This window comes from Zavarzinella sp., assembly GCA_041399155.1.
Classification (GTDB): domain Bacteria; phylum Planctomycetota; class Planctomycetia; order Gemmatales; family Gemmataceae; genus JAWKTI01.
The window spans coordinates 206606-227629 of the sequence record JAWKTI010000003.1; the positions used below are offsets into that span (position 1 = coordinate 206606).

Genomic DNA, 21024 nt, shown 5'->3' on the forward strand with positions numbered 1-21024 from the left:
GGGCAAAAAACGTTCGATTCGAAGGATGATTTCGTTGCCGGCCCCCAACCCACACCGGTCAATCCCCGCACTCAACTGGCCCAAATCCTGCTGTTAAGCAACGAATTCGCCTTCGTGGATTGATTTATACAATAGTCTTGGGCACTGTCACTGCCAATAAGATTCATTTTCTGCTACCCCTTGATATGTGGCAAACAGAATGGAACCACGAGCATTTACAAGAACTCGATTTCGCGTCGTGCTGGCAGATAATTCCGATTGCGACCATTGGGCGGGTGGTAAACCATATCATGCAGGTGCACGTTGCCCCAACTGCAAGATTCCTTTGCTTCTGCTGTGGGATATTAATTGCAAAGACCCTCGTTTCCCAAGAAACAAGTTTGGCAAGCTTAAACGCCTCCCTCTTTACTTCTGCTGGGGTTGTGTAAGCGAAATCGCTTATCAGGTAGTTCAAGAGGATCAAATCGAAATACATTCAAGCATTCAAAACGAAGGATTGTCGTTTCCCTACGATCCTTACCCGGAGTTCTTTCAGCGTCGTGGGTTACAGTTCTTTACTGGCATCCCAGATGAGATCCAACGTATTTATCACGAGCTGATTGCCCGCTGGAGAACTGCTGACGACGATGGGCCGGTCCCTCGACCCTCGGTAGCGGACAGGAAGAAATTGGCACAATTCTTCGGCCATCCAGTAGTCCTACCGAGGTGCTTTTTTCATCATCAGTTAGGCGGTAAGCCCATTGTGGATAATTGGGCCCATGAGGTGTTCTTGTGCCCCAATCCCGGCTGTGAAGGTACGGTCTTGGACCGAATGCTGAGCAGAAAGAGAGCGATGAAGTTCTTGGCAGGTGTCTTGAATGATCCATGGGCAGGGTTGCCTTTGGTAGATGAAGCAGATGAAGACACAAGGAAGCACTGGAACTATCACGTGACCGTCCAGTACCATATATGTGATTGTTGTTTTACAGTACTGGCCTGCAATCGTTGCAACTAAAGGTAAACCGGGAAACCTGTTAGATATATTTAAGTGTGATTCATAGAAAATTTCGAGTTGGCAATGGGATTCGGATACAACGATATTTATGTTCTGGCACCAGAACGCAGTGCTCAGTTTGCATTGCAATTTCTCGATCTGTTTTTGCCAGAACGGCAAGCATCTGCTGCTGATTATCCTTTTCCACAATACGCAGATGTACCAAGTGTGATCTTAACCAAGCCGGTTGATGCATTTACTTATGCTGAAGAACACACCCATGAAAAACAAGCGATGTATTTCCAGAACACCAATGCTGGAGATCCCATTCATGGAATGGTCTTTTTTACTGGGGATGGCGGAATGATACTTGGCATTTCAGTTCCTGCAGAACAGGATGACCGCGAGTTAGAAGCTTTTAAAATTAACTATTGGCTCAACAAACTTCGCGAAGCTACTACTGCCACCGAAGGTTATGCACTTCATGAATCCTATCCGGCTTACGACACGGTAACAGAGTTTTTAAACCAAGTAGATCTTGTTACGAAACCAAAATTACAAGATGGGAGGATACTGATTCCAGATTCGGGTGAATTTGATGGGCCAGTTTGTTTTCATTGAAATGCAAATTACACTATGCAAGGGTCGATTGCTTGTGCGTACTTCTCTTGGGATGCTTGCAGCAATCGCTTCATCTTGCTTCCATAAATTAAGCAGCTGTTCCTGAATTGCCTTGGGCTGCAATCAAAAATTCTCACATACCTCCTTGTAATCTTTGCAAATTACGAACCAGCCCAGGTGGGGTCGGTTCGATTGTTCGCACTAATTGCTCTTCGCTGATCGTCACAATTGAAACGTCTATTTCTATTCCACCCAGTTCACCGAATTCACCAGTTTGAAATCCAGGTTTTCATTGAGAAGCCCCTGGCAAAGGTCGATGGCAACTCTAAAGATGGCTAACTTAGCAGAAGACAGTTCCCCACATTGAAGAATGGAGCGAAAAGGATGAAATCCATGATGGATCGGACAACAACACTGACTTTGAACCAATTGGAAGCACGTGATAACCCCACCATTTATGGTTTGGGCGTTGCCACGGACTTTAACCTGTTTGCGTTGGAAAGCATTAATGTTTACAACAGCGATATTGGTGGTCGGGTTGCGGTGGGGCAGAATGCCAACATCAACAACTATGGCCTGGGGCATGAACTCACCAATTCCAACGGCACCCGCGATGACCTGATTGTGGAAGGCAACCTCACCTTCAACAACGGGCAGGTGTTCAATGGCAACATCGTTTATGGTGGGGCAGCATCGCTGAACAGCATTGGCGTGCCCAATGGCACCGTGCGGCAGGAAGCTGGCGTGGTGGATTTTGCAGCAGCTCAGGCCGAACTGGAGCAGACTTCCGACATTTTCTGTGCAGAAACCCCCAACGGCACCACCCGATTTACCCGCCGGGTGCTGACGCTGGCAGGTAATCATCCCACGATCAACATTTTTGAAGTGCATGCCAGCCAGTTGGAAACCGCCCACAGCATTATTCTGCTGGTCCCACCTGGCTCCGACGTGCTGATCAATGTGCGTGGGCTGGATGTCGACATTCACAATCTGGGCCTGCATTTCCGTGGGGCCGATTGCGACGATATTTTGTGGAACTTCTGCAGTGCCGAAACGCTGGATATGTCGGCGGTGGACTGGCAGGGGAGCATTTTAGCCCCACGCACCGATGTTCGGTTTGATAACGGGCAGATGCACGGCACGATGGTTGCCCGCAATTACGTGGGGAATGGCCAGCTTCACAATTGCACCAGCACCTTTGCCTTCGATATCCCGGAATATGCCAACATCAGTGGGCTGGTTTTCATTGACCAATTCGACGGAAATGGCTTCCGCAACAGCACTTACGATCCAGGTGAAGAGTTCCCACTGGTCGAAGTGGACATTACCGGTGTCGACATCCTTGGGCGGGCAGTGAATCGCACAGAAGTGACCGTCGATGATGGCACCTACCAGTTTGTGAATTTGTGGCCCGGCGAATACGATGTTGCCGCCGTGGTGCCAGATGCCTTCCAGACCAGCACCGAAGATGGCATTCCGGGTAGCCTCGGTGGCACACCCGCACCGAACAGTATTCTGAATATTCTGGCGAACCCGGGTGATGATGGTACCGATTACCAGATTTACTTTGTCGACGCACTGAACTAACAGAAATAAGCCGATTGTTATATTGCTTGAGCGTTATATCAGTAGATTGCGATATAATGCTCAATAAGGCACTTTCTTCCTGCAAAACAATTTCCCCGTTTCGGTGGCTGTGAAGTACACCAACAAGAATTTGGCAATGCCCAGCGGGACTTCGTATCGGTCGTAAAAACTAATGAGAATATACGGCAGTGCGGCACCCCAGAACGCCAGAACTGCCACTTTGGCAGGTGGGGATATCCCCCGTACGACCCACAGGATAATCAAATAAACAAACGATAGTCCACATAATAGATACCAAGCACGATTGGTGGCCTTCAATGTCTCCAGCGTGGGCTTAATAATGAAAAATTCCTCGTGCCACACTACCGCAACCAGGCGATTCCATGTCTGCGTGGCATAGTGTGCAGGATCGTTCCGAATGATTTCCAGTGCCTGCCCCATCTTTTTCGAATTGTATTTCACTTCCCCAAGTTGCTGATATTCCAGAAATTCGTTGTGTCCGTCCCCACCTGGGTGCTTGTGCAACGTTTCGGGAGTCAACAAGCCATTGGGGGAATATTTCAGCGATTGATACAGTTCGTAACCTGCATTCGACTTCACAAACACAAAACCATGCAGCATTACCGCGTTGCGAATGGTCCACGGTGCCAGTACCACGCCAGCAACCAGTGCGGCCAGCAATACCCGTTTGCCGTTGGCACGCACGCACCACATACTAATGAGAAACCAGGCTCCTGCCAGCACAGGTGCACACAAACTGGCAAAACCCCCTGCGAAGCCCCACAGACACCACTGTCGACGCGTAGGTGCCTCAAATCGTAATGGTGCGGCCCACAATAACACTGCCAGACCCACGCACGCTGTCATGTAGTCGTGCGTCATCAGGAACAGGTAGGAAAAATGACTGAGCAGAAAACCTGTCAATGTTAGTAGTAACAATAATTGTGAAAATATTCGCTGGGGGCGACACAACGCCACCACACAAAACCATTGAAAAATCAGGCAGGCCACCTGAACCATTGCCATGGTTTGGCCAATCAGGTAAGGGTTTTTGCCATGAATGGCGATCAGCACCATGCAGACCGCCGGGTAAACAGGCGGCATCCAGGCAGTGGGCATATTTTCTGTCGGGTAGGGGTCGGAATAGCCACGCCCATCCATCACTCGATTGGCGATTTTGAAGTTTTCCCCACCCAGATGGCTCAGGGAAAAAGATTTTGCCTTCCCATCGAACGGTGGTAGATACCAGTTGGGGCTCTTTTCTGAACGGTTGATGAGTTGAAAAGTATAGACAGAACAGCCAAAAATCAGCATGCTGCCCAGCAGAAAATTGCCCAGCGGAAAGGCGCGCACCATTATTCCCCTGTTGGTGAAGACACCAATGATTCTGGCAGAAAAATGGTGATAGGCAACGGTAATTGAGGTTCGGTGGCCACATCGGTCGTCAGAAGAACTTCTTCCCGCAGCGATTTGTCCTTCAACCTGGTGGGATCCACAGTCACGGTCACCAGGGCTTTCGTTTCGCCAGAAGGGGTGATCTGCACCTGCACTCCAGATGGCAGCTCCGTTTGCGTGGGCAGTTGCAGTTTCATGGGTGATTTACTGCTGATCAGCACCACCACTTTCTGTGGTTGCTGCTGTTGTTTGCTGATGCTGAAAAACGCCCGCGCCGGGCTGAGCTGAAAAGTGGTTTCCCGCCCCCACGTAACCAGTTGCATCACTTCCAGATCCAGATGGGGCAATTTAGCAATCACCGTATCCTGATAGGTGCTGCGCTCTTCACCTGCTGTCAGGGCCAGTGTTACCGTGTGAACTTCCCGCACCAGGGGGCCCACTTTTTCCTGCTGGCTGCTGGAACTCAAAATTTTGGCGTGCTGGTTTGCCACGCGAAACTGTGGCATCTGTGCGGGTTCGCTGGCCAATCGATGCAGGATAAACTTGGCAGCAACGTCTCGTGTTTCGCCTTTCTTCAAATCCGAAAAGTTGAGTGATTGCTGGTCGGCTTCGAATGGCTGGTAGATATAAGCGTGGCTGACAATCTGGCATTCCATTTTGTCGGCCCGCACCAGACTAACTGAATAATTCCACGGCCCACTGCGTGCAGGCAGCGATGTGCGTGTCTTAATGGAAATTTCCTCTCCTGGGGCAACGGTCACAGGTTGAAAATCAACCACAGAACAGGTGCAGGATCGGTTTGCTTTTACCAGCACAATCGGTTCCGTGGTATCATTCCGAACGCGGATTTCATCATCAAGCTGGCGTTGGGTATTCGCAGGCAGATAACCAACAAACCGCTTACATTGGGCGTGAGAAAGCAGCACCACTTCTGGCGCTGGGCTGGCAGAATCCACAGCGGGTGATTCGCTAACAGAGTTTGTTGCTGGTCCACAGCCAACACAAAAAAGTAAGAGAAAGAAGCCAGCTCTGGGCAGAATTGTCATAGTTGTCGTACTCATGTCTGGAGAGAAAATAAGATAGTATGTTGATTCAAGAGTGGATCAGGAAGGAGTGGCGATGGCCCGATTTCGCCGCCAACGAAGGTACCACACGGTAATTAGGAGCACTAGCACGGCCCCACCTACGATGTAATACCAGCGCCTGCTTTTCGGCTCCGGTTTGGGTAAATCCGGCGCATAGCCCATATCACGCCGCTCTTGTTCTCGTTGCTTTACACGCTTACCAACTTTGTCGATTGTTTCTGCGATCCGGGGAAGATCAGTGATATTGATCAATTTGTCTTCCTTCATCGTGAATCCCCCACTAGGCACCGGGCCGCCCACTACTTCAGTGCCTTTAGGCAAAAACATCGTGAATGCGGAAGGATCCGGTGTTTTGAGTTCTAATTCCGTAAACTCCACGATTGTCATTCGGGTTGGCCGCCTTGACGGATAACTGATTAATCGTTTTGGAAGAAAGGCACCTTCAGGGGTCTGAATAATATCATGGAGTTCTACTTGCCTGTACTGATCATTGATCACGTCTACTGGCCGTTCGCCCTGATAAAATTTTACTGTTACTGGAAGATAACCTTTCAGCGTGTCAATCGTAACCTCAATTAATTCAAATTTGTTTGGTCGTTCAGAAGAAATGTGGCATGAGATTAAGTTTCCTTGGGTTTTAATATTGGATATTTTCAGAGGTATTGGCCCTTGATTTCTAAGCATTGCAACTAGAACACGATGACAGGGAATACCTAAAGGTGTGCCCCATGACCCATAGATCCTTGGATCTGCAACATCTTTGTTCATGTTTACCATGCCTAAGCGTTGAGAATAGCGAAAAAAATACTCCTGATCAAAAAAACCTTGGACAGGTTCACAATGTTCTTTTGGATGATGATGTTCTTTGGGACAAAGTTGGTTTATTCGTTCTTTCGATTGATCCCGAAGGTATGCAAAAGTAAGGATGTGCTTGTTCATTATCAACTTGTTCAGGTTTAGATCGTCAAGTTTTTCTACTTCTACTTCTCTCACAGTATATTTTGCAACAAATATCAGTTTGTTCAAGTTTGCTTCGTATGCATCTGCTAAAAAAAGTGCATCATTAGAGTGTGTAGCACTACATAATTTGAAGCAGCAACATATTATTAAAATGTATTTAATCATGAAATCAACCATTTGTGCAAGGGCTAGCAAACAAAATCAAAAAGGATTCTATAGCATCCTGTTTCTGCAATGTGTATTAGAGTAAAACCAGTTGATACATGCTGAACTAGAATTTCCACACCAACCAGCTGCTTGCCAGCCGTATCTTAGTACCTTTGCACACAGAAAGCGCTCGCCAGGGTTTGGGCAAGTGTAACAAGGTCCATTGTCTGGATGTGCAGGATCAATGTTGACACATGACTCGCCAATGTAACTGTTCCAATGAACTTTTTGGTAAGGGCAGTTGTTTTGGTTAGACCAGAAATCTGAACAAACGCCTTCGCACCCTCCTTGTAAACTTGTAATACAGCCCCAATCACCCCAGCATAGCACACTAGGGTTACAGTATTTCGCAGGATCTCCAACGATTTGGCTTGTAGGCACACCATTCTCGTCGAAGCAATCGTTAAACTCTACAGGGGGCAGTGATTTAGTGGTGGGCGGTTCTGGCTCCTCAATCTGCCCCCAGGCCATTGCTGTAAAGCAGACAGCTAGTGCTGCCATACCCAACATTTTTCTCATTTTCAACATTACAAACCCTCCTCAAAAGTTCGTTCATCCAGAAAGAGTGCGGCCAGGATTACCAACCGATTCGTGTCATAACTGTGGTGGCGAACGCTGCCATCCGCATAGACAAACTGCACCCCGCTTTGGTGGGCAGAGCCCCAGTTATGCTTAAATCGCGATTCGGGGGCATCCGGAATTAAGCGGGCCCCCATGCGGGTGGTGCCGTGCGACCCACCCAGAAAGTAAGGTTCGTCCCAGAACCACGATTGATATTTCCGCAGCAGTGGGTCTATTGCTTTTTCCCCCACCAGTAACATGTTTGAATTGCCTTTCAATAACGCTGCCATTGGCACAGTCTTGGGCCGTGGGGCAAGAATAAAGTGGTTGCCCGCATAATCGGTGGGGTACCATTTCAACCCACCTGCCTGATACTGTCCTTTGATATCCTCATCGACAGGTATGTAGGCCTCGATCGCTGGTCGGCTGGGGCAACGAAACAGCCGCACCGTCGCATCCTGAGCATAGTTATTCTGGACAGAATCAAGTTCAATCCAGGGAAGAATGGTAAACAGCCAGGAGCCCGTCTGATCGGCACCGCCCCGATTGCGGTCGGCAATACCCCAGCGATAGGTGAGTTCCGTTTCTTTGTTATAAGTGGTGGGCAGAAACCATTGCCCATTGATATCCCGCAGGTGTTGTTGGCCATCCCAGCCACCGTTGGTTGGGAATGCCTGCATCGTATCGTGATATTGATGCAGTGCCAGCCCCAACTGCTTCAGATGGTTGCTGCACGCTGCCCGATCTGCAGCAGCCCGCACTCGCTGAATGGCAGGCAGAAGCAAAGAAACGAGTATGCCAATGATGGCAATCACCACCAGCAATTCAATGAGGGTCAGGGCGTTTCGATAGGTTCTGAGCGTTCCCACGGTAAGGCTCCCGGGTTTCAATAATGTCATCGTAACCGTTTTTTTTTTTACAAGTAAAATCCAGAAAAATTGGAAATTTTCATTTTTTCACTTGCTTGAAACTGAATGAATCCTGCTGCGCCGCCAACGAAGGCACCATGCGGCGAGCAGCAGAACAAAAACAGCCCCACCGGCAGTGTAATACCACCGCCTGCTTTTCGGCTCCGGCATGGGTAAATCCGGCGCATAGCCCATATCACGCCGCTCTTGTTCTCGTTGTGCAGTTTTCTTGCCAGTTCGGATCAATGTCTGATGTACTTTATCCAGATCTCGAATATGGATAGGACCACCTTGATGGTTATAAAAGCCCAAGGGTATTGATTGGTCAGATATCTGAATGCCTTTTGGCAGTTCAATTTGAAAATCCTCGATCTTAGCTTTGCCAAATTGAATATCTGTAAACTTTGAAACGTATGCACCACATGGCTTGTTTGCTTCAAAATTACCAGTGAATCCATACGAAATTTGTGGTATCCAAGCGCCCTCAGGGGTCTGAACAATATCCTTGGAAACAAAATACTGTACTTTGCTACCATCAATTACGCACCATGTTTCAACAGGCAAGAATCCTTTATTAGAATCTATCACAATATAGCAAGTAGTATTCTCTGTTGAATTCACTGGAGTGCATTTAATTGTAAATATACCTTTGTCCTGTGAGAGCGATAGCCATCGCAGTTTACTAGGGTTATGATTGCGAAGTGTTTTCAATATTGTGTGATGATCCGGATATCTGATGGGTGTACCATAGGCGTTGTAAAAGTCGGCAGGTGTATCACGTGATGCGTTCGCAACTCCCATTTTACCAGCGTGTTTTAGTTGATCAAAGCCATCATATAAACCTGTCCAAATGTGCTTGTCGCAATCCAACAATGTTGAGGAGTTCTGCTCTTTAGGGCAAATCATTGACACTTTCTCGTAACTACCTAATTTGAGAAAATGATAAGAGTGAGAACGCGTGATTGTAATGTTCTTGTTATCAAATAGATTCTGTATACTATTTGAAGCAACATATGAATGATTATATGTAGAAACAAAGTTTAATTTTTTTAGATTCTCTTCGTATCCATCTGCTAAAGCGGCTATCTGATTTGCGAGTATCTCGTCATCGCTTCTGCCATCGAAAGTCAATCTTAAAATGATGATTGTGCATAATATATACTTACTGTAAGTAGCCATCACTTTTCCTTTTGCGATGTGGGTAATTTAACCTGGTAGGCAGTAATGCCCAACGTAAATCCGTTTATTCTTCCGCAATCACTTCCAGGCCGGCCAAGGTTGCCCCGCGTGGGGTGAGCTTTCGGAATGAAATTTCCAGTTCTTGTTGAATCCGAATGCCACGATATTCCCGCGTGATTGTCTTCCAGGGTTTGCCCGCACGTGCGATGATGTCCAGGCTGCGATCTACTTTCACCCCTGCATTGTAATATCAAACAGTCGCTCCTTGGGCTGCACAGTTTCATCAGGCTCGACAAAATACAATTTCACCGTGTAGCTTCGCGTGGGAGCTTTCTTATCCTGCAGCACCAACGATAACCATTCCAGATCTTCCGCACCAGAACTGGTAATCCAGCCATCGCGGTCTGCCACGACCGAAGTGTGCCTGCGGAACCACTGAAGTTTGGGGCCGCCAGTTTTCAATGGCACATTGGGCGATTTGCCACCCACGCTGGGATATTCCAGCCAGATGCGGCCAGTATCACTTTTTCGATCCCCAGGTGCATTCAGATTCACGCCCAACTCGCGAATGTTCTCGGGTAGTTTGGTACTGCCCAGGAAAGACCATTGATCGATCTGTTCCATCGGCACAAAACCTACCGAGGTCTGGTTCTGGTAACTGCAGGTACAGGTGCGGGTGTAATCGGGCACGCACAGCACCCCACCTGCAGCCATCAGATTGTTGGTGCAACTGGAACGGAAACCGCCCAGGTTGGAGGTGCCACAGTTGTTTTCAAGATCGAAAAAGCCCGCCGCACCAGAACGAAACAGGAGCAGGTTCTGCGAAGCAAGCGGGGTATTACAACCATATTCTCTGGCCCAGCTCCACAGGGCTGAAGTGCCCGTAAACGGATTGGTTTCCAGCAACGGTTTGCCCGTTAACAGGTCGCAGGCACCGCTGCCTTGCAATACTGTGTCATTACGGATCATCGCCGGGCCGATATATTTCTTTTCGTACCAGAGCACCTTCCCGGTGGTTGCAGAATAGGCACGGATTCCGCTGGGTTCATCACTTAGTGTGTCGCGTGCCACGCGGCCTGCTTCCAGCACCACCTGATGCTGGGCAGAATAGCTCAGCCAGGTGCCAAACACTTTGTTGCTGGAACGCCAGAGTGGTTTGCCATCGGACAACTGAAAGGCACATACCGCATCCGTGGGGGCATCCTCGTCTTCATCGTTGTCTGCCTTGCGGTCAATCACAAATAGCTGTTCATCGCCCAGGCAAATACTGTTGTGGCGAAAGTGGTACTGGGCATCGGTCTGCCAGATCACTTGCCCTGTCTGTCGTTCGAATACCACCAGTTTTTTACTGCTGCTGGAACGAGTGTTCGCGACGCGATAAGAATTTTTACCTGCTTTCTTGATTGCTTCTGCGGTTGTACGTTCAAGGTCGGGGTCAATCAGGGCAACAAGGTATTTTTCATTTGCCGTAATAAACCGCCACCGTGGGGCAGGCTCTTTTGCGGCATGAGGTGCACGTATGGTTTGCTTCACTTTCCCTGTTGCTGGGTCAAGCACCGTACAACCATCGCGATAGGAAATGTAAATCCCATCGGACAGACAAACATAGTTACTGCCACTGGCATTCGCACCTGCCTGGTGAGCAGTGTTGTTGAAAAACTCCCCCACTTTGGGCAGTGCGGTTTCCCACAACAGGCGGCCGGTGTAAATATCGACCGCACGCATCTTATCGACACCTTCAATAATACATCGCCCATCGATTACCTGTGGCTGGGGGCCGTGCCCGTGCCTGGGCAACATTCCTTCGTGGCTGGTTCCACCAAACCATAACACCCCCAGGGGAGCTTTCACCAGTCGATCACTGCCCACGCGCGTGTTGGCGGCATCGGCATGTTCGTGCGTCCAATTTCCAGAGCCGGGCAACGCACCTTCACGGATGATCCGCACACCATTGGCAGTCTGAACTGTTTTCGCATTGGGCATTGTTGTCAGGTTCGATGGCAATTTCGCATCTTTCCCAGGTAACAGTAATTGCCCACCATATGGCCGAAGAATGCGAAACATCGTGCGAAGTTCTTCCGCATTTGCCGTCCTGGTGATGATGCACTCAGCTAAGTATGGTGGCAGTTGCACTGTGGCTGGTGTCCCCTGATGGATCGCCAGGCGTGTGCCATAGAGATTCTTAGCCAACGCCCAGGTGCGAAGATCTTCCACCTGTTGGGCTTCCGCAAAGTAACAAATTGCGTGGCACGTGGTCTGCTGCAGGCAGGCTTCAATCTCTTCGATGGTGGGCTCCCAGAGAATGGCATACCCACCTAGTTTCGGTTTGCTGGTAAGCAGTTTTGCCAGATCGGGCGATGCTTTCCCAGCCACTTTGGCTTTCACTGGTGCAGGTAAGTTTTCCTGGACAGTTGGTTCTTTTTCGCCCAGGCAAATCAGATCACCATGTTCGGTGGTCACCAGTAAGTTGCCGTTGGAAAAAGCCAGTCGAAAGTGTTGGGCTTTGTGCTCCAGCACCTGATGTGCGGCATCTTCATCCACATCTTCTACCGTAAGCGGTAGAGGTAAGGCCACCACAGCATCTTTCATTCCCACAATTAAGTGCGAAGGTGTTGCCAGTAACGTGCTGACATCTTTGGCAGCCACTGTTGCCACGGGCTTGGGCAGGGTTGCTTTTGCAAAGAGTTTGGTTTTGCCCACATCCTTGGGAATTTCACTACGCTGATATTGTTGAATTTTTCCAGATGCGTAGGCGAACACAAAGTCATCGCTAACGGCGACAATGTCGCCAATGCCAGCGATGTATTTGCCCGTTTCAGTCTGAAAAAACGCGGGGCCATTGAAGAACACCTCGCCAGCTACAGTTAACAGGTGCCCCCCACCTTTCTTGGAATTATCATTCAGCAGATAGTGCTTCAACTTGCCCGTGGTGCGATCAAGAGCCGCAGGAATTGAACGCCCACCAGGGATCAACAGAAGATCGCCCTGCACAGCCATGTTCCCCTGGGGTGCGATACCTGCAAAAGCGTACGCAGAGTGAGGCTGCTTGATAAAGATCGAACCATCGCCATCGTTGGTCCAGATTACTTCGCCAGTGTCAACATTCAAAGCGTGCACAAAAATGCCCATGCTGGGCCAGATGCTGGCAGCATAGTACACCACGTTATCTGCCACCACGGGTGCCCCACGTGCCGGCCACATGGATACCAGGCGATTGTTCCCCAGCACTTGCTGGTTGCCTGGGCCACCACGGTGCTTCCAGAGTAGTTCGCCTGTTTGCAGTTTGACGCAGTATAAATGACCATCATCGCTGGCGAAAAATGCTTTATCTTTGGCAATTGCTGGTGCAAAACGAATCGGGCCATCAGTCATGTATTGCCACAATTCTTTGCCAGTGGTTAAATCAAATGCCCGCACCTGATCTGTTGTGGTGCAGCCCACCAGGGCAATGTTGCTGGCAACCACCACTTCAGGAACCAGATCGAACTGAGCCAGCTTCTGATCCGGCCACGCAATCATCGGCTGGGGCAGCTTCGCACGCCACTGTGGGTGCAATTTTCCCGCCAGTGGTTCTGTGGTAGCATTGGTGTGCTGGGCATTCCCACGATACATCGGCCAGTCTGCGGCACGCACCGATATGAAGGAAAGCAGAAAAACACAAAAAGTGGTGAAGTATGGCATGATCTTCCAATGGACGAAAGCGTCCTGTCAATTGTACACGAAATGAAATCGAAATGGGAACTTGAATGTGATGAAGATCGCATGAACAGCACCGAGCGTCTCGATGCGTGTGCGATGGTTCATGTCACCCGTTCAAAAACTCTCCTTATCAAAAACTGTCAGAACAAGGCACGCTGCCAGATTGTTCATAGCATGGAATTTATTCCACTGTATATTAATATATCCTTGTGCCAGTTCAAAATGAAAATTTTTTTCTGATTCTCAGCAACAATTGTTCTGAGCGATCGCCGTAAATTATTGTTGATTATGGATTTACGGCGACAAAAACTTTTTTGTGAATTTTTGTAAAATTGCAACCACCCCCACGTGAAAAATCGACTTTCTGGTCGAAGCATCGACCGCCACTTCAATTCCCCACCGGCATTCGAGTATTTACGTGCCAGAGCAGGTGGCAGGTAAACAATTCCGTTGCCCGCTTCCAGATCCTGTTCATGGATCATTCGTACCTTGTTCAGTTGCTCATTCAGACGCTCGATCAGCTTTTCCGGCAAAGGAACCACGCGGTCTTTGTCGCCTTTGCCTGCACGCACGACAATCTGCCTGCGTTCAAAATCCAGATCTTTTACCAGTAGACGGCAACATTCCAACACCCGCATGCCGGTGCCGTACAGTAATTCCGTCGCAAGTTTATAATCTGGCTAAATTCTGTCTAATATTTTACGAACCTTCGTCGATGCGCCCGCAGAGCGTGGATCGGGAGGCAATTTGATTTCCATAACTTTCTGGTAAAGAAACAGAATTGCTGAGAATGCCTGATTCTGCGTACTGGCAGAAACCTGGCGTTCACTGGCTAGATAACTGAGAAACGCTTCGATTTCCGCAGCGCCCATCGTCTCTGGATGCTTCACTTGATGGAATTTGATGAATTGAACAATCCAATCGACGTTGGCTTTTCGTTCCGGTTTGAATAGTGCTGCAGGCGGCACTTCGCCCGCACCCGATCAAGAAGTTTGGGCGGCTTTGAATCTGACATTCCTTCACCACACGGCGAAAAACTTTGAAAACAATTGAGATTTCGACAATTATTGCTTGTGTGCCGCGCCAGACTGCGGTAGTATACAAAATATTGTCTTGGTAGACGATACTAGTTTAGATAAGTTCTAATCTGGATTAGATAGAGTTCATAGGAAATTAGATAGAAATAAATTCTGTCTAATTATAGTTAAGCCGGCCTGCGGCCGGCTTAACGGGGTCCGCGATTGAGCATATAGTATTAGGTGACGGCCGCAAGCGGCCTAACCAGCGATTGGAGCAGGAATCGCTTCGTATTCACTCCGCGACTCTGCTCAATCGCGGACCCCGTTAGCGAGCCATGTCGCACCGACTTGAGCCACATCCGGGACAGCCCTGTCTCGATCCTGATGACGTTATCGAGCGACTCCGCGCCGAATTTGCGTTCGTCGAGGCGGACCGAGATCAAGGCGGGACGACGTGGGTGACATCGTGGTAAAGTTGATCGAGTTGAAAGCGCCGCAGATCATCATTGATCAGCAGATTGCATCTCGCGAGCGAAGTTACCGCGTCGTATTGGCCGACGACATGGCGTCCGACGACTATCTGAGTTTCATCTTACAGCCCGACGAAGGCCCGCTGATCGGCTATTCATCAGGTCAGCATGAGGATGCGGTGCGACCACTGGTCGAGCGTTGCGCCAAGGCGCTGAATTACCGTATCAAGTTGGTGTAGCTAGCTAACCATCGGCTGCAGTTGACCGGCAGCGCCCGCGAGTAGACTGTTGTTGTCGGTTTGGAGCCTGCTCTCCGCGGGCGGCCGGCAACTGAGCCTTTTACGTTAGGCCGCGAAGGGTGAACCTTGAAAGTCGTCGCAGAAGCACGAGACACTCTCGACAAGGGACACAATTTGGCTTGGACGTTACCCTTGGTTCAAGCCCTAGGCCCAGCTAGTCGTCGGTTGAGCATCCAGTGGGTCCGACGTTCCATTCAGCGGTTGCTCCCATTAACAGACTTCGATAACCTTACCGCTGTCACCAGTGCCATTGACGAGTTGCGTAACTACGAGGGTTGTTCACCCACGCAGGAAGAGGTTTGGCAGCGGTCCTACGAGATTAGCTGGCCGCGTTGGTACGCTGCCCGCATAGCTGTCTGCCATCTCTACCGAGCTTGGTGGTACAGTCAATTCCAAACCAATAATCAGTTTGTACTGGAACAGGAGGCGGCACTTCGCTGCATGCTCGAAGCATCGGGGCAGCCGTCGGAAGCTAGAGAACTAATGTTTGCAGAGTTTGAGGAGGTCGCGAGAGAGAATGGATTGTTGGCCTAACAAGTCGCTCAACCCGACCGCTGAAGAAGTTGTTTATAATTGCAAGCTAACTCTCGACGGCGGGTTAGCTCTGGTGTTAAGCCGGCCTGCGGCCGGCTTAACGGGGTCCGCGATTGAGCATACAGTAAAGGTGACGGCCGCAAGCGGCCTAACAAGCGATTGGAGCAGGAATCGCTTTGTATCCACTTTCGCGACTCTGCTCAATCGCGGACCAGTACGGCGGCGGAGCTCAAGTTATGCGGTGTTGTGATTACTCCCGAAGTACGACCGGCTCTCCTGTGTGGCATCTCCGCGCGGGCCAGCTCGTGGTGGCCACGCTATTTCTTTTCGCCTTCGGATGCGGGCAGGATGTGGGCGGGACGAAGGCTCCGAGGCCCGATCCCCCGTCTAGCACCGACGCGGCAACGCCCGCCAGTAACGAGACCAAACCTACGGTGCCCCTCCCTGCGGATCTGGTTGCGGCTTGGACAGCCGCGGGTGCCGAAGTCGGGTGGGCGAAGGACGGCGTGTTCGACTTCCACCGGGACGGTGCAGCGCGTGATGGCGAAGTGCCCACGTTCCGGTTCGATACGTGGCCGGACGGGGTCGTGGCAAAGTTGCCACCACCTCAACAAGCGTTTGGCCTGTGCCTCTTCTCGACGAAGGTTACGGACGGCGGAGTGAAGGAGTTGGCCGGAATGGCGCGCCTCCAGATCCTGGATCTCGGCTTCACGAGCGTAACAGACGCGGGGCTGAAGGAACTGACCCGGTTCAAGGGTCTTCAGGCGGTGAACCTTGCAGAAACCCGTGTCACCGACGTGGGGATGAGGGAACTGGCCGGACTGACTGAATTGCGAGTGCTGTTCCTCGAAGGGTGCGAAGTTACCGATGTGGGCCTCAAGGAACTTGCCAGACTTCAGAGATTGAACTGGCTCAGCCTCAGGTCGACGCAAGTTTCCGATGTGGGCCTCAAGGAGCTTGCCGGACTTCAACAGCTGCAATCGCTCAGCCTCGACTTCACGTTCGTCACTGATAAGGGGCTGAAAGAACTGGCTAGAGTTAAAAAACTCCAAAAGCTGAGCATCGGGAGCAGCGTTACAATTACAGATACCGGCCTGAAGGAGATAGGCCAACTGAAAAGCCTTCAGTGGCTTTCGGTGGGCTGCACACGGGTGACTGCCCTGGGCCTGAAAGAACTGACCCGGTTACCGGACCTGAAGTATCTCATTCTCTTGGGCACGCCGGTGACGGATGCCGGGCTCAAGGAGTTAGCAAGTCTAAAGGGTCTCCAAACGCTGGCCCTCCACGGGACACAGGTTACGGACGCGGGGCTCCATCACCTCATGGGGCTGATCAAACTGCGGTCGCTATCGGTTGGCGGCACGCAGGTGACGGATGCCGGGCTCAAGGCACTGGCTCCCCTGGCTACTCTGCAGTCGGTGGACCTCAGCTTCACTCAGGTGACCGACGTCGGGCTGAAGGAACTTACCGGGCTAAAGAACCTGCGTCACCTTGATCTCCGAAAGACCGGCGTATCGGACGCAGGTGCCGCGACACTGAAGAAGGCGTTACCGGAGCTTATCATCCGGCGATGAGGGCTCTGGTGCAGGAACTGCGTGGTCGGACGCCGGCAGAAGGCCGCCCCAGGAACTTCCACTACTGAATACTAACAATTCAATCCATTTCGGTTGAATCATTCCATCTGTGATTGCTTATTCAGCGCGTGCGGATACGCTTCACTGTGGAGTGTTTTAAACCTAAATCAGATTGAAAATCGGAGTTTTTCCGCTTGAGGATCGACTTCAAATCTTGGCCACAGTCTTTTAATTATTTCATCCGGAGTTTCATTCAATGTATCGATGAATCCTTTGCAAGCGTCGAACAAATCACGCAAGGTTGCAAAACAACAATGTTGCGTGACCTCTTCACGCATCCATTTCCATAACCCTTCAATGGGATTGAAATCGGGACTATAACTGGGCAAAACTACTATTTCGATGTCCAACTCGCTGGCTTTGGTTCGAACGAACTTCGCCTTGTGCCAAGGTGCTCCATCCCAAATTACCACAACACGTCGACCTTGTCTTTCTACCCAATCGTTCACTCGGTGCAAAAATTCAGCCGTGTTTTCCTTGTTGCATTTGCCTTCGTTCCAGATCAAACATGCACCGGCACTGAAATTGTAAGCACCATACCAGTTGATGCGATCGGACAGCGGAGGGCAATCACTCACTCGCCAAGCCGATTCTCCCTTGTGCCACCAAGTATAGCCCAAGTCCATATCACGATGAAAATGGGATTCATCAATATAAATGATCACGATATCGCCGCGACACATTTGCTGGTACATGTCCGCGAACTGTTTCAGGTATTCGGCCCGCTTTTCAGGGTCCCCTTTGCCGAACAGTTTCTTGCATTTCTTCCAGCTCAATCCCGCTAATTGCAGGATCCGCCGCACGGTATTCCGAGATACATACCGCTGGAATTGACAACCGATCCAATTGCACAACTTCCTGATCGTCCATCCGTGGCCTGGCAATTGGTGATCTACCGGATCGCTTTTCAGAACGGCATCAACGATCTGCTCTATCTGCGACTGGACAAAAGGGGGACACGGCCGCCAGTACGCCGATAAATCAAGGCGTCAGGTCCATGGTTGTTATATTTATGAACCCAGTTCAACAACACATCGTCGCAACGTCCAATTTCTGCGGCATAAGCAGTCGCGTTAGTGTGACCAAGAGCAATTTGGTACAAAGCCATAAACCGCTCCCGAGTACGAGGATGCTCGGATTCCAGAGCCAGGCGACGCAAATCATCGGTGGTTTGATTCCATTTAGTAGTGTTCGGTCGGATCATCCTTGATCTCCAAAGGTTGGTCGACTTGCCTAGGTTGAACATTCTGACCAGCTTAACATAACTCACCAAATCTGTAAACACCGATTTTCAATCTGATTTTGGTTTAGAAAATTTTCCACATTGGTTCTTCGTCAACTTGGCAAAGATTTACTCTGTACTTTCACGCCACAGCTGGTTCCATTTTCTTCAGCTCAAAACCCAGTTTTTTCGCCTGGCGATGCAACTGTTTCTCATGCCGGGCTTTTACTTCTGACGCATAGGCCTCTTCCTGCTGCTTTGTGTAATCATCCCCGTATCGCATCAACATGGTAGATAATCCTGGCCAATTTGTGGGCCGTGGCCGCTGCGGCTCGTTTTTGGTAACATCAAGATTTCATTCGGTGGACGGGTCCGTTGAGCTTTGGTGTTAAGCCGGCCTGTGGGCGGCTAACAGGGTCCGCAATTGAGCATATACTTACTATGATGGCCGCAAGCGGCCTAAGTGAGCGATTGGAGCAGGAATCGCCTGGTATTCACTCCGCGACTCTGCTCAATCAATCGCGGACCCGTTAGCTGTTTTGAGACGAACTCATGCCCTTTCGAGATGTGGACCCTGATGAACTGCGATCGCTCGCCGACCTTTTTCGGCAAGCGGGCGCACGTGACCCGGAATCATGGGCGAACTCGCAACTGGCCGAGGGCATTCCACAGCTTGCAATCTTCAGCTTTGCAAAGGCGTTGTGGAACGGCGTGATGCCAGAGGACGACGACAAGTGGATCGATCAAGAGATTGAATGGGCGAAATCCCGGCCGCTTGATCCTTGCGCCCAGAGTGGGCCAGCGATGGAAGAGATGTTGGTCAAGGGCGTGAGTCGCAAGGCCATCGTCGATCTGGTACGAGTCTTTCAGTACAGCGCGCTCTATCACGCCTGTTCGATACTCGACGGGTCTCGGGTGGAAGACGTGCCGATCACTGATTGGAGGTTGCATCAGGTCGACGAAGAAGGCAAGGATGTAGCGATCATTCAAGGGCTGCATGAGGTTCTGCTGAGCATGGACCCGACCGGGCGCGAAATGCGTCCGCGTGGGGCCAGCAGCTAACAAAGCGTCACACCTGACCGCGCCGAAATTACCGTTAGTCGCGACCGGCAGGTGAACGCAGTCGTTAGGCCGCGAAGGGTGAACCTTGAAAGTCGTCGCAGACGCACGAGACACTCTCGACAAGGGACACAATTTGGCTTGGACGTTACCCTTGGTTCAAGCCCTAGGCCCAGATGGTCGTCAGTTGGCATCCAGTGGGTCCGACGTTCCATTCAGCGGTTGCTCCCATTAAAACCGTCATTCCCGCGCAGGCGGAATCCAGGGCGGAAGATTTGAATTACTACCAGTAATCCGATCCCAACCTTAAACCGTCATTCCCGGGCAGGCGGGAATCCAGGACGGAAGACTTGAATTACCACCAGTAATCAGATCCCCAGCTAAATCCGTCATTCCAGAGTAGGTGGGAATCGATCTTGTTCCCCCTTCCTTGCGAGGGAAGGGGGCTGGGGGTTAGGTTCTATTTTATTTCTCAGCCCTGCTTCATCTGACGTTGCTTTCGCATTGCCTTGCGGTGGGCACGGGCGGCTTTCTTTTTTTCCTTTTCCGCCTCATATTTTTCGACGTGGTGCTGCAATAATTTCAGGCGATAGCGTAATTCCACTAATTCCTCTTCAGTGTAGGCTATCTGTTCTTCCAACCGCATCATTCTCTTGCGGGGATTATCCCCTACCAATCGTGCAAACAATTCCAGCGCTAGAATAGCGTGCCAGCCCTTCATTAACAGGCCTCGTAATCGGTAAAGCCTGCCCATGCGGGCCAGTTGATCCGGTGCAATCGCCCGTGTGGTGCGTAGTAACCTCGCAATTGGCGACGCACTGGCCCACCAGGTCAGAATAAACTCCAGTGTGGGCAACAGCACAATCGCAGCATCGATCCAGCGGGTTTTCGCATATTTCATCGGCTGCCCGCTCGATTCCAGCTTGATAATGAACTCTGTGGCAAACGCTACCCAGATAATGGCCATACAGACGTTCAGAATCGTTTCAAACAGTGGGGACTCTTCTACCGTTCCTGCCCACACATACTCAATCACCAGAATGGGTAGAATCAGCAGTGCAAACAGCAACAACGGCAAACCAAAAAACCTGTCCAATCGTTTGAGCAATTCTTTCCCCTGGGTCTGCCAGCCCAGCCACGGCAGCCAGATATTGCCCGTTGCGGGGTGCACAAAGCCCATCCGTGCCGGAGGAAAAAGAGAGACGGCGAGACACCTTGTAAAGGATGGTAGCAATCGCTGGCCGGGCCTTTTCATCCAGAGCGAAAACATGGCTTCGACAAAGAAAACCGGCCAGACTCCTATAAGGAAAAAGGATATAAAGTTGAGTTCGGCCTGCGTAACCGAGCTTTTTGTGGCACGGTGAATCAGGCCGGCAAAAGCCAGCAAGTGAACAAAACCCAGCCAGAACATCAGTGGGGCAAGGCGTTGTACCACCAGAGGCACTTGCTCTTCGATGGTGATTTTCTCTGCCACAGGGGGCTCTTCGATCGTCGATTCAGCACTCATGGCTTTCCTAAAGTCGATTTCGCTTCCCGCACCCGAAACGAAACTCTACCTCTCCTTTATCGCCTTCTCACAGTATTTCGTGAAAAATTCCCAACCATTTCATTG

The 21024-nt window shown here is 50.4% G+C and carries 18 protein-coding genes and 1 pseudogene; 8 read left to right on the top strand and 11 right to left on the bottom strand.

The annotated features are described in order from the left end of the window. The first annotated feature begins 199 nt into the window (after positions 1-199). The 3 genes from R3B84_14950 (at position 200) to R3B84_14960 (ending at position 3181) form a co-directional block, all read left to right on the top strand. The gene (locus tag R3B84_14950; GenBank protein ID MEZ6141868.1) at positions 200-994 is read left to right on the top strand and encodes a hypothetical protein; all 795 of its coding nucleotides are present in this window, start codon (positions 200-202) and stop codon (positions 992-994) included. 63 nt (positions 995-1057) lie between these two features. After that, on the top strand, positions 1058-1594 hold the full coding sequence (locus R3B84_14955; GenBank protein MEZ6141869.1) for a hypothetical protein: 537 nt from the start codon (positions 1058-1060) through the stop codon (positions 1592-1594). A 393-nt stretch (positions 1595-1987) separates the two neighbouring features. Next, entirely contained in the window at positions 1988-3181 is a 1194-nt protein-coding gene (locus tag R3B84_14960; protein MEZ6141870.1) for a choice-of-anchor A family protein, read from the top strand. Positions 3182-3241: 60 nt separating this feature from the next. Here R3B84_14960 and R3B84_14965 read toward each other — a convergent pair whose 3' ends face one another. The 8 genes and pseudogenes from R3B84_14965 to R3B84_15000 all read right to left on the bottom strand — a co-directional run bounded on the left by R3B84_14965 (position 3242) and on the right by R3B84_15000 (position 13834). Further along, positions 3242-4537, bottom strand: a complete 1296-nt coding sequence (locus R3B84_14965; protein MEZ6141871.1) for a hypothetical protein — start codon at positions 4535-4537, stop codon at positions 3242-3244. Beyond that, positions 4537-5622, bottom strand: coding sequence for a DUF1573 domain-containing protein (locus tag R3B84_14970; protein ID MEZ6141872.1), 1086 nt, complete (start codon positions 5620-5622; stop codon positions 4537-4539). The genes R3B84_14965 and R3B84_14970 overlap by 1 nt, the downstream gene beginning before the upstream one ends. A gap of 57 nt (positions 5623-5679) precedes the next feature. Then, on the bottom strand, positions 5680-6687 hold the full coding sequence (locus tag R3B84_14975) for a hypothetical protein (protein MEZ6141873.1): 1008 nt from the start codon (positions 6685-6687) through the stop codon (positions 5680-5682). Between the two features lie 668 nt (positions 6688-7355). Further along, positions 7356-8258, bottom strand: a complete 903-nt coding sequence (locus tag R3B84_14980) for a DUF1559 domain-containing protein (protein ID MEZ6141874.1) — start codon at positions 8256-8258, stop codon at positions 7356-7358. 87 nt (positions 8259-8345) lie between these two features. Further along, on the bottom strand, positions 8346-9476 hold the full coding sequence (locus R3B84_14985) for a hypothetical protein (protein MEZ6141875.1): 1131 nt from the start codon (positions 9474-9476) through the stop codon (positions 8346-8348). A gap of 64 nt (positions 9477-9540) precedes the next feature. Then, entirely contained in the window at positions 9541-9711 is a 171-nt protein-coding gene (locus tag R3B84_14990) for a hypothetical protein (GenBank protein ID MEZ6141876.1), read from the bottom strand. Further along, positions 9708-13157 carry a PQQ-binding-like beta-propeller repeat protein gene (locus R3B84_14995; GenBank protein MEZ6141877.1) on the bottom strand — a complete coding sequence of 1150 codons (3450 nt, stop codon included), beginning with the start codon at positions 13155-13157 and terminating at the stop codon, positions 9708-9710. Before R3B84_14995 ends, R3B84_14990 begins: the two co-directional genes overlap by 4 nt. Before the next feature lie 185 nt (positions 13158-13342). After that, a pseudogene (locus R3B84_15000) lies at positions 13343-13834 on the bottom strand (tyrosine-type recombinase/integrase). Between the two features lie 814 nt (positions 13835-14648). On the opposite strand from R3B84_15000, the gene R3B84_15005 reads away from it, so the two are divergent. The 3 genes from R3B84_15005 (at position 14649) to R3B84_15015 (ending at position 17071) form a co-directional block, all read left to right on the top strand. Further along, complete coding sequence (locus R3B84_15005) at positions 14649-14903, top strand: hypothetical protein (GenBank protein MEZ6141878.1); 255 nt, start codon at positions 14649-14651, stop codon at positions 14901-14903. A 225-nt stretch (positions 14904-15128) separates the two neighbouring features. Next, positions 15129-15497: a hypothetical protein gene (locus tag R3B84_15010; GenBank protein MEZ6141879.1), complete on the top strand. Its 369-nt coding sequence runs from the start codon at positions 15129-15131 to the stop codon at positions 15495-15497. Between the two features lie 434 nt (positions 15498-15931). Then, the gene (locus tag R3B84_15015) at positions 15932-17071 is read left to right on the top strand and encodes a hypothetical protein (GenBank protein MEZ6141880.1); all 1140 of its coding nucleotides are present in this window, start codon (positions 15932-15934) and stop codon (positions 17069-17071) included. A gap of 167 nt (positions 17072-17238) precedes the next feature. Here the strand turns inward: R3B84_15015 and R3B84_15020 are convergent, their stop codons facing one another. Then, entirely contained in the window at positions 17239-18015 is a 777-nt protein-coding gene (locus R3B84_15020) for an IS630 family transposase (protein ID MEZ6141881.1), read from the bottom strand. Here R3B84_15020 and R3B84_15025 point away from each other — a divergent pair. After that, positions 17962-18111 carry a hypothetical protein gene (locus R3B84_15025; GenBank protein MEZ6141882.1) on the top strand — a complete coding sequence of 50 codons (150 nt, stop codon included), beginning with the start codon at positions 17962-17964 and terminating at the stop codon, positions 18109-18111. The genes R3B84_15020 and R3B84_15025 overlap by 54 nt on opposite strands. Before the next feature lie 384 nt (positions 18112-18495). Here R3B84_15025 and R3B84_15030 read toward each other — a convergent pair whose 3' ends face one another. Continuing rightward, the gene (locus R3B84_15030; protein ID MEZ6141883.1) at positions 18496-18642 is read right to left on the bottom strand and encodes a hypothetical protein; all 147 of its coding nucleotides are present in this window, start codon (positions 18640-18642) and stop codon (positions 18496-18498) included. A gap of 263 nt (positions 18643-18905) precedes the next feature. On the opposite strand from R3B84_15030, the gene R3B84_15035 reads away from it, so the two are divergent. Then, entirely contained in the window at positions 18906-19415 is a 510-nt protein-coding gene (locus R3B84_15035; GenBank protein ID MEZ6141884.1) for a hypothetical protein, read from the top strand. 469 nt (positions 19416-19884) lie between these two features. On the opposite strand, the gene R3B84_15040 is transcribed toward R3B84_15035, so the two are convergent. Further along, positions 19885-20919, bottom strand: coding sequence for a hypothetical protein (locus R3B84_15040; protein MEZ6141885.1), 1035 nt, complete (start codon positions 20917-20919; stop codon positions 19885-19887). Between the last annotated feature and the right edge of the window lie 105 nt (positions 20920-21024).